Source organism: Streptomyces sp. NPDC048659 (assembly GCF_040650575.1).
Lineage (GTDB): Bacteria > Actinomycetota > Actinomycetes > Streptomycetales > Streptomycetaceae > Streptomyces.
Map to the genome: position 1 here is coordinate 36,399 of NZ_JBEZHM010000060.1, position 8,730 is coordinate 45,128.

8 protein-coding genes are annotated in these 8,730 nt (G+C 75.2%); 4 read left to right on the plus strand and 4 right to left on the minus strand.

What is annotated here, in order from left to right:
- The first annotated feature begins 210 nt into the window (after window positions 1–210).
- Both AB0C99_RS32720 and AB0C99_RS32725 read left to right on the plus strand, forming a co-directional pair.
- Window positions 211–1,788: a right-handed parallel beta-helix repeat-containing protein gene (locus AB0C99_RS32720; RefSeq protein WP_362483019.1), complete on the plus strand. Its 1,578-nt coding sequence runs from the start codon at window positions 211–213 to the stop codon at window positions 1,786–1,788.
- Between the two features lie 129 nt (window positions 1,789–1,917).
- Complete coding sequence (locus tag AB0C99_RS32725; protein WP_362483021.1) at window positions 1,918–2,328, plus strand: VOC family protein; 411 nt, start codon at window positions 1,918–1,920, stop codon at window positions 2,326–2,328.
- A gap of 45 nt (window positions 2,329–2,373) precedes the next feature.
- On the opposite strand, the gene AB0C99_RS32730 is transcribed toward AB0C99_RS32725, so the two are convergent.
- The 3 genes from AB0C99_RS32730 to AB0C99_RS32740 all read right to left on the minus strand — a co-directional run bounded on the left by AB0C99_RS32730 (window position 2,374) and on the right by AB0C99_RS32740 (window position 5,359).
- A complete protein-coding gene (locus AB0C99_RS32730; RefSeq protein WP_362483022.1) occupies window positions 2,374–3,138 on the minus strand; it encodes an SDR family oxidoreductase in 765 nt (254 codons plus the stop codon).
- A 100-nt stretch (window positions 3,139–3,238) separates the two neighbouring features.
- Window positions 3,239–4,684 (minus strand): MFS transporter, encoded by a 1,446-nt coding sequence (locus AB0C99_RS32735; protein ID WP_362483024.1) that lies wholly within the window; start codon window positions 4,682–4,684, stop codon window positions 3,239–3,241.
- Between the two features lie 90 nt (window positions 4,685–4,774).
- Window positions 4,775–5,359, minus strand: coding sequence for a TetR family transcriptional regulator (locus tag AB0C99_RS32740; protein ID WP_362483026.1), 585 nt, complete (start codon window positions 5,357–5,359; stop codon window positions 4,775–4,777).
- Window positions 5,360–5,597: 238 nt separating this feature from the next.
- Here AB0C99_RS32740 and AB0C99_RS32745 point away from each other — a divergent pair, with 238 nt between their 5' ends.
- Window positions 5,598–6,980, plus strand: a complete 1,383-nt coding sequence (locus AB0C99_RS32745) for a ferredoxin reductase family protein (RefSeq protein WP_362483028.1) — start codon at window positions 5,598–5,600, stop codon at window positions 6,978–6,980.
- Between the two features lie 217 nt (window positions 6,981–7,197).
- Window positions 7,198–7,983: a TSUP family transporter gene (locus AB0C99_RS32750; protein WP_362483029.1), complete on the plus strand. Its 786-nt coding sequence runs from the start codon at window positions 7,198–7,200 to the stop codon at window positions 7,981–7,983.
- A 24-nt stretch (window positions 7,984–8,007) separates the two neighbouring features.
- On the opposite strand, the gene AB0C99_RS32755 is transcribed toward AB0C99_RS32750, so the two are convergent.
- Complete coding sequence (locus tag AB0C99_RS32755; RefSeq protein WP_362483031.1) at window positions 8,008–8,628, minus strand: class F sortase; 621 nt, start codon at window positions 8,626–8,628, stop codon at window positions 8,008–8,010.
- Window positions 8,629–8,730 lie beyond the last annotated feature (102 nt).

The following is an 8,730-nucleotide window of genomic DNA, read 5'->3' on the forward strand; positions in this document are numbered from 1 at the left end:
GAGGTGTGAACCGCCCCGCCGCGCCGGTCGGCGACGGGGTCGCGCGCCTCCGGAACCTAGGAGGGGCGGGTCAACGGGGAGATGACGGGGAGTCAACACGCGGTGACGGGTGGGAGGCGAGGGGCGGACGGGGCCCTGTGGCACCCCGCGCGCGGGGCTGACGTAGCCTCCTCCTCCGGTACGCGTACGGAACACGAGGGGGAGCGCAGCGTGGAGCGCCGTTCACTGATGCTGGCCATGGGCGGGTTCGTCGGAGCGTGGGGCGGCGCCGCCGTCCTCGGCGCGGGACCGGCCGCAGCGGCGGGGACCGGCGGCCCCGTCGTGGACGTCACCGCGTACGGGGCGAAGGGCGACGGAAAGGCCGACGAGACCGCCGCGTTCCGGAGCGCCCTCACCGCCCTGAAGGCCGTCGGCGGCCCGGCGACCCTGCTGATACCGCCGGGCACCTACCTCACCGGCACCGGGCTCGTCGTCGGCGCGGGCGCCACCGTCCTCGCGTACGGCGCCCGGATCGTCCGTACCGGCGACAACGGCGGGCTGCTGAAGAACTTCGACTCCGTCACCTCCGTCACCGGCTACCGGGGCGCGGGCTCCATCGCCGTCCTCGGCGGCACCTGGGACATGCGCGGCGCCGCGTTCCCCGCCCAGAGCGACGCCATGGGCTTCGCCCACTGCGAGGGCGTCCTCGTCAAGGACTGCACCTTCGTCGACACCCCCTCCGCGCACGCCGTCGAGCTCAACGCGGTCCGCGGCGCCGCCGTCGTGAACTGCGTCTTCGACGGGCACCACCCCGGCGACGGGGCGAGCCTCACCACCAAGGAGGCCGTCCAGATCACCTGCGCCACCGAGGGCAACCTGCCCGCCCCCGCGTACGACGGCACCCCCTGCGAGGACATCCTCGTCACCGGCTGCACCCTGCGCCCCGGGACGAACACGGGCCCGTTCGGCGCGCTGTGCGGCGACCACTGGGGCGCCAAGGGCGTGACCCACCGGCGGATCCGGGTCATCGGCAACACCGTCGAGAAGAGCGGGGCGTACGGGGTGCGGGCCGCCGACTGGCAGGACTCGGTCATCGCCGACAACGTGATCGGCGGCACCGCCTCCCACGCGATCTACCTCAACTCGCCCCAGGGCAACGCCCTCGGCGGCATCACCGTCACCGGCAACACCCTCCAGGGCATCGAGGGCGGCGGCGGCATCACGGTCACCGTGCCGGCCGGCGGCGCCCGGCACCGGGCCGTCACCATCGGCGGCAACACGATCCGGTCGGTCCGGGGCGAGGCCGGGATCTACGCGAGCCAGACCGACGGCCTCACCGTCAGCCGCAACACCGTCACCACCACCCTGCGCACCAGCCCCACCGGCAACTGCCAGGCGATCCACGTCCAGACCTCGCCCGGCGCGCTCGTCGTCGGCAACGAGGTCTCCGACGTGCAGGGCGACGGCATCGGCGTGGACTCCGCCGCCACCGGCGCCCTCGTCGCCGACAACACCGTCTCCACCACCACCGGCCACGGCATCAGCGCCGGCGTCGACGGCGCCACCCTGCGCGGCAACCGGATCACCGGCGCCGCCGCCCACTCCGTCCGCGTCGGCGGGAACGCGGCCGGGTCCCTCGTCCAGGGCAACACCGTGGCCGCCGTCGGCGCCGGCGGTACCGCCGTGGGGGTGATGGCGGGCTCCACCGACACCTGGCTGGTCGGCAACGACCTCACCGGGCGGGGCGCCGGGGTGCCCGGGATCGTGGACTCCGGGGCGGGGACGACCTCCGTCCGGAACCTGGTCTGAACGAATCTCGAAAAAGTTTCCGGCGCGGCGATGAGTTTCTTCGCCGCGCCCCGTCTTCACTCTCGTAAGCACGGATACGCAAGCGGACGCGTGAGCGACAGACGCGTGAGAGACGAGAGAGACGACACCATGGCTCAGATGATCTTCGTGAACCTGCCCACCAAGGACCTCGACGCCACCAAGGCGTTCTGGACCAAGCTGGGCTTCTCCTTCAACCCCCAGTTCTCGGACGAGACGACGGGCTGTCTGGTGATCAGCGACACGATCTTCGCCATGCTGCTCACCGAGGAGAAGTTCCGCACCTTCACCGCGCCGGGCAAGGAGATCTCCGACGCGACGAAGAACACCGAGGTGCTGATCACCCTCAGCCGCGACAGCCGCGAGGCCGTCGACGAGCTGGCCGACGCGGCCCTCGCCGCCGGCGGCGGCGAGGCCAAGGAGCCGATGGACCACGGCTTCATGTACGGGCGTTCGTTCAGCGACCTGGACGGCCACCACTGGGAGGTCTTCTGGATGGACCCGGCCGCCGTCCAGGGCTGAGCGGGACCCGCCCGCGCGGGCGGGTCCCCGGGGCGGGCGGCGGCGTCAGGCGGAGACGCCGCCGTCGACGACCAGGTCCGCGCCGACCGTCGAACCGGCGGCGTCGGAGGCCAGGTGCAGCACCGCCGCCGCCACCTCCGCCGCCGAGGAGATCCGCCCCAGCGGCGACTCCTCCTTCATCCGGACCGCCCGGTCGGCCTCGGTCTCGCCCGGGCGCAGCGACATCGAGGACTCCGAGGCCCCCGGGCTGACCGCGTTGATCCGGATGCCGTCGGCCACGTGGTCCAGGGCGGCGGCCCGGGTGAGCGCGGAGACGGCGGCCTTGGAGACCTGGTAGCCGAAGACGCCCGGGATCCGCACGTGCGGGCCCAGGTTGGACGAGATGTTGACGATCGCCCCGCCGCCGTGGGCGCGCATGTGGCCGATCTCCGCCTGGAGCGCGTGCAGCACGCCCGTGACGTTGACGTCGAGCAGCGTGTGCCAGTCCTCCAGGGGGAAGTCGGCGGCGGAGTGGCCGCCGCGGAACACCCCCGCGTTGTTGACGGCGACGTCGAGGCCGCCGAAGGCCGCGACCGTCGAGGCGACCAGCCGGCGCATGGACCCGGCGTCGGCCACGTCGGCGGTGATGGCGGTGCCGGTGCCGCCCGCGGCCTCGATCAGCGCCACCGTCTCGTCGAGGGCGGCGGCGCCCCGGCCGGCCACGGCCACCTTGGCGCCCTCGGCGGCGAAGGCGAGCGCGATGGCCCGGCCGAGACCGCTCCCGCCGCCGGTGACGAGGACGCTGCGGCCGGTGAAGCGTGCGGAGGTCATGTCTGCTCCTTGAGTGTCTGTCGGTGGTGTCGGTGGTGTCGGTGGTGTCGGTGGTGCTGGTGGTGCCAGTGGCGTCAGCGGTGCCGGTGGGCGAATCGATTCAGCGGGTACGGGAGGCCGCCGCGGCCAGGACCGCGAAGGCCAGCGCCGTCGCCGCCAGCGAGGCGGCGTCCGTGCCGAGGGTCAGCACGGCGGCGAAGACGACGGTGGGGCCCAGCTCCATCGCGGTGTTGAGGACACCGCCCGCGAGCCCGCCCCGCTCGGGCGGCACGCCCTCGGTGGCCAGCACGCTCGATCCCGCGAAGGAGACCGCCGCGCCCGCCGGGAGCAGCAGCAGCCCGGGCAGCAGCCCGTACGCGTAGGGCACGGCCGGGTCGAGGCCGGTCGCCGCGAGGAGCCCGAGGCCCGCGGCCCCGGTGGCGAGCCCGGCGGCGGTCGCGCGGCCCGCCCCGTACCGCCGGATCAGCGGACCGGCGGCCCGGCCGGCGAGCAGCAGGGCGGCGGCGAAGGGCACGAAGGCGCCGGAGGTGCGCAGCGCGGACCAGTCGCGGCCGTCCTGGAGGCCGAGCGACAGCAGGACGAAGACCCCGGCGGTGCCGGAGGCGGTGAGCGCGACACCAGCCAGCCCGAGGCCCCGGCGCCGGTCGCGCAGGAACGCGGGCGGCAGCAGGGGGTCGGCGGCCCGCCGCTCGACGAGCGCGAAGCCCGCGAGCAGGGCCGCCCCGCCGAGCAGCGGTACGAGGACGGCGGCCGAGGACCAGGGGCTGGTGTCGGTGAGCACGAGCCCGTAACTGGCCAGCGAGATGCCGGTGGTGGCGAGCAGCGCGCCGGGGAGGTCGAGGCCGCGGGCGGCGCCCGGCCCCTTCGCGGGGCCGGTGCCCGGCAGCAGCCGCGGGCCGAGCAGCAGCGCGGCGGCGGCGACGGCGACCGGGACGGCGAAGCTCCAGCGCCAGGAGGCGGCGGCCGAGATCACCCCGGAGAGCAGATTGCCCGCGGTCGCGCCGAGCACGGAGAGGCCGCCCCAGGTGGCCATGGCCCTGCCGTACGCGGCGGGCGCCGGGTACAGGGCGCGCAGCAGGCCCATCGCGGCGGGCGCGACGAGCGCGGCGCCGAGTCCCTGGGCGAAGCGGGCGGCGAGCAGCGTCCCGTAGCCGGGGGCGAGCGGGGCGAGGGCGGAGGCGGCGCCGAAGACGAGGAGCCCGGCGGTCAGCGCCTGGCGCCCGCCGTACCGGTCGGCCAGCCGCCCGCCGAAGAGCAGCAGCCCGGCGAAGGTCAGCCCGTAGGCGGCGCTGAGGAGGATCAGCTCGGCCCGGTCCAGGCGCAGTTCGGCGCCGATCCGGGGGAGCGGGACGGCGAGCGAGGCGAGGGTGAAGATCAGGGTGGCCTGGACGGTGCCGAGGAGGGCGAAGGCGGGGGCGGGGGAGGGGGAGGCCGAGGAGCGGGGTGTGTGGGGTGCGTGGGGTGAGCGGGGCGCTTGGGGCGCCCGCTCCGTGTGCCGTGGCGTCGGCTGGTCGCCCTGGTCCCGTGTGAGCGTCCTGCTGTTCATGCATCCCCCTGTAATTGACCGTACATTCTAGAATTGGCCCCGAAGAAAGGGCGCCCGATGGCGCCCTCCCGCGTGCCCGCGGTTCGGTCCTCAGTCCAGCAGCGTCAGCGCCTGCTCCGCCGCGTCGTGCACCCTGCCCGGGTCGCTCGACGCCTTGCCGACCACCCGCAGGCCCTGGAACAGCACCAGCAGCATCCGCGCCAGCGCCCTCGGGTCCCGGCCCGCCGGGAGCTCTCCCTGGGCGGCGGCCCGGACGAGCGCCGCGTGCAGCAGGGTCTCCAGCGTCTGCCAGCTGTGCTCCACCCGGCGCGCCACACCCGCGTCGTGCGGGCCCAGCTCCGCCGCCGAGTTGGTGACCAGGCAGCCGCGCAGCCGGGTCTCGTCCGCGCCCGACTCGGCCGCGAAGCGGCGGACCAGCGCCCGGACCGCCGGCAGCGCGGGGCCCGGCGCGGACAGCTCCTCGAAGAGGCGCGGGTCCTGTGTCTGCGCGTACCGCTCCATCGCCTTCAGGTACAGCTCGTGCTTGCTGCCGAAGGTCGCGTAGAGGCTGGCCCGGCCGATCCCCAGGCGCTCGACCAGGTCGGCCATGCTCGTCGCCTCGTAACCCCGCTCCCAGAACAGGTCGAGCGCCGAGCGGAGGGCCGCGTCCGGGTCGAATTCCTTGGTCCGTGCCATGGGAGGACCGTACGCCTTTCCGGAACGTCCGGTCAAGATAGTGTGGATGCTTTCGTGGCTGGAGGCCCCGGAGGCCCCGGAGGCCCCGGAGGCCCCGTGTGAGTCTCCGGAGGCCCCGGCCGTCGGCCGCCGGTCAGCATTAACCCCCGGTGAGGCGCCGCTCAAGGCGGGCTTAAGGATCCGGCGGGCGGCGCCGAGCGGGGCTTTCGGAGGGGGCGGGCGACCTAGGGTGCCGGTCGTGACCACCGAGGCCCCGCACCCTCTCTACGCCCCGCTCGCCGTGCCGGTGACCCCCGCGCCGCCCCGCCCCGAGCCCGCGCCGCCGCGCCTCTCGCCCGAGCGGCTGCGCACCGCCGTCGCGGCCGGCGCCGGGGCCGTCGCCCTCGGCTGGGGCGTGCAGGCCCGCCCGTCCGGCCGGCTCGACGCCCTGTTCGCGACCGGCGCCCACCTCACCGGGCTGCTCGCCGGGTACGGGGTGCTCGTCATGCTGGCGCTGATGGCCCGGATCCCGGCAGTCGAGCACGGCGTCGGCGCCGACCGGCTGGCCCGCTGGCACGCGAGGGGCGGGCGGTACGTCCTCGGGCTCGTCGCCGCCCACGGGGTGCTCGCCCTGTGCGGCTACGCCCTGCACACCGGCACCGACCTGTTCGCCGCCGTCCGGGGGCTGCTCGGCTACTTCTGGATCGCCGCCGCCTGCGTCGCGGCCCTGCTCTTCGCGGGGGTCGGGGCGGCCTCGGCGGCGCGGCGGCACCTGCGGCACGAGACCTGGCGGCGGATCCACCTGCTCAGCCACCTGGCGGCGGCGCTCGGCTTCGTGCACCAGCTCGCCGGTCCGGACGTGGAGGGGCCGGTGGTCCGCTGGCTGTGGGCGATGGCCCACGCGACGGTCGCCGTCGTCCTCGTCTGGTACCGGATCGTCGTGCCCGTCCGGCGGGCGCTGCGGCACGACCTGCGGGTCGCGGAGGTCGTCGCCGAGGGGCCCGACACGGTGTCGGTGCTGGTCCGGGGCAGGGGAGTGGCCGAGCTGCGGGCGGAGCCGGGGCAGTTCTTCCGCTGGCGCTTCCTGCGGCCGGGGCTGCGCTCCACCGCGCTGCCGTTCTCCCTCTCGGCGCCCGTCCGCGACGACGTGCTGCGGATCACCGTGAAGGCGTGCGGCGACCACACCCGGCGGATCCGGCGGCTGCGCCCCGGCACCCGGGTGGTGGCGACCGGGCCGTTCGGCGCGCTCACCGCGCACCGGCGCACCCGGCGCAAGGTGCTGCTGCTGGCGGGCGGCGTCGGGATCACGCCGCTGCGGGCGCTGTTCGAGACGCTGGACGGCGGGCCGGGCGACCTGACGCTGCTCTACCGGGCGTCCGACGCGGGCGCGCTGGTGCTGCGGGCGGAGCTGGAGGCCATCGCGTACGAGCGGGGGGCGGCCCTGCACTTCCTGCTCGGGCCGTCGGACGACTCCTTCGACCCGCTGGCGCCCCGGGCGCTGCGCAACCTGGTGCCGGACCTGGCCGCCCACGACGTCTACCTGTGCGGGCCGCCCGGGATGGCGCGGGCCGCGACCGCGTCGCTGATCAGGGCCGGGGTGCCGGCCCGCCGCATCCACAGTGAGGACTTCAGCCATGCCTAGCCACCACCGCCGGGTCCCGCGCGACCGGATCCGCCGCCGGACCGCCGCCGGGCTGCTCGCCGCCGGGGCCTGCGCCGCCACGCTGCTGACCGGCGTGCTGCACCCGGAGGGCCCGCCGGCGCCGGACCGGGCGCCGGCGGGCTCCGTAAGCTCTGGCGTAGCTCAACTCTCCAAGGATTGATGGAACGGCCAGCCATTTCTTCTCTAGGCTCACGCCATGCCTGACATATCCCTGACGACTCTGGTCCTGCTCTGTCTCGCCGCGCTGGTCGCCGGCTGGATCGACGCCGTGGTCGGGGGCGGCGGACTGCTCCTGCTGCCCGCCCTGCTGCTCGGGCTGCCGCACCTGCCCGCCGCCCAGATCCTGGGCACCAACAAGGCCGTCGCGATCGTCGGCACCTCGGGCGCCGCCGTCACGTACGTCCGCAAGGCGCCGGTCGCGGTGGGGCGGGCGGTGCGGATCGGGTGCGCCGCGCTGGCCGGTTCGATGGGCGGGGCCTTCTTCGCGGCCGGGATCAGCAGCCAGGTGCTCCGCCCGGTGATCATGGTGGTGCTGGTCGGGGTGGCCCTCTTCGTCCTCTTCCGACCCTCCTTCGGCACCCGCCCGGAGGGCGCCGCCCAGCCGCCGCTCACCCGGGCCCGCATTATCACCGCGATCGTGGTGGTCGGCGGCGGCATCGGCTTCTACGACGGCCTCTTCGGCCCCGGCACGGGCACCTTCCTGGTGCTGGCCCTGACCGCCGTCCTCCGCCTCGACCTGGTGACGGCCTCCGCGACCGCCAAGATCGTCAACGTCTGCACCAACGTGGGCGCCCTCGCGATGTTCGCCTACCACGGCAGCGTGCTGTGGCAGCTCGCGGCGGTCATGGCCGTCTTCAACCTGGCGGGCGGCATGGTCGGCGCCCGCATGGCCCTGAGCAAGGGCGCCGAGTTCGTCCGCGGGGTGCTGCTGGTGGTCGTCTTCTCCCTGGTCGCCAAGCTGGCGTTCGACCAGTGGGCGTAGGACGGGTGGCGGGCCGGGACGCCCTCACCGCACCCCGATCAGGTGGCCGAAGGCGACCACGTTGCCCTGGTAGCCGCCGTCCTTGCGGGAGAAGCCGCCGCCGCAGGTGATCACCCGGAGTTCGGCGCGGTCCGCCTCCCCGTAGACCTTCGCGTCGGGGAAGCGGTCCTTGTCGTAGACCTCGACCGCGTCGACCGTGAACACGGCGGTGCGCCCGTCCTGCCGCAGCACCTCGACCCGGTGGCCCTTCTTCAGGGCGCCCAGCGCGTAGAAGACCGCCGGGCCCCGGTCGTTGTCGACGTGTCCGGCGACGATCGCGGTGCCCTTGGCGCCCGGGGTCGTGCCGTCCTCGTACCAGCCGGCCAGGTTGCGGTCGGACGCCGGCGGCACCTCCAGGGAGCCCTTCGCGTCCAGGCCGAGGGCGGTCAGCGGGGTGTCCACGTCGATCTCCGGGATGCGCATCCGCAGCGGCTGCGAGGGCGGCAGCGGGTCCGCGGCGGCGTCGGTGTGGACGCTGGGCCCGGCGGCGAACGCCTGGGCGGCGGAGGGGACGGGCGGGGTGATCTCGCCCGAGCCGTTCTGGATCAGCCACAGGCCGACGCAGGCGGCGACGGCTATGCCCCAGCCCTTGCTGCTGTTGGTCACGGACGTCCTCCGACGGGGGTGGTCCCGCCCCCGCGCGGCGGGGGCCCCCCTCGGCCCCCTCGGCACCCACGGACGACAGCGCGCCCGGCGACGGACTGGTCC

What these genes read in the sequence shown, in the direction of transcription:
- AB0C99_RS32740 (WP_362483026.1), bottom strand. Translation starts at nt 5,359, where the DNA reads ATGGCACGGACCAAGGAATTCGACCCGGACGCGGCCCTCCGCTCGGCG.
- AB0C99_RS32735 (WP_362483024.1), bottom strand. Translation starts at nt 4,684, where the DNA reads ATGAACAGCAGGACGCTCACACGGGACCAGGGCGACCAGCCGACGCCA.
- AB0C99_RS32750 (WP_362483029.1), top strand. Translation starts at nt 7,198, where the DNA reads ATGCCTGACATATCCCTGACGACTCTGGTCCTGCTCTGTCTCGCCGCG.
- AB0C99_RS32725 (WP_362483021.1), top strand. Translation starts at nt 1,918, where the DNA reads ATGGCTCAGATGATCTTCGTGAACCTGCCCACCAAGGACCTCGACGCC.
- AB0C99_RS32730 (WP_362483022.1), bottom strand. Translation starts at nt 3,138, where the DNA reads ATGACCTCCGCACGCTTCACCGGCCGCAGCGTCCTCGTCACCGGCGGC.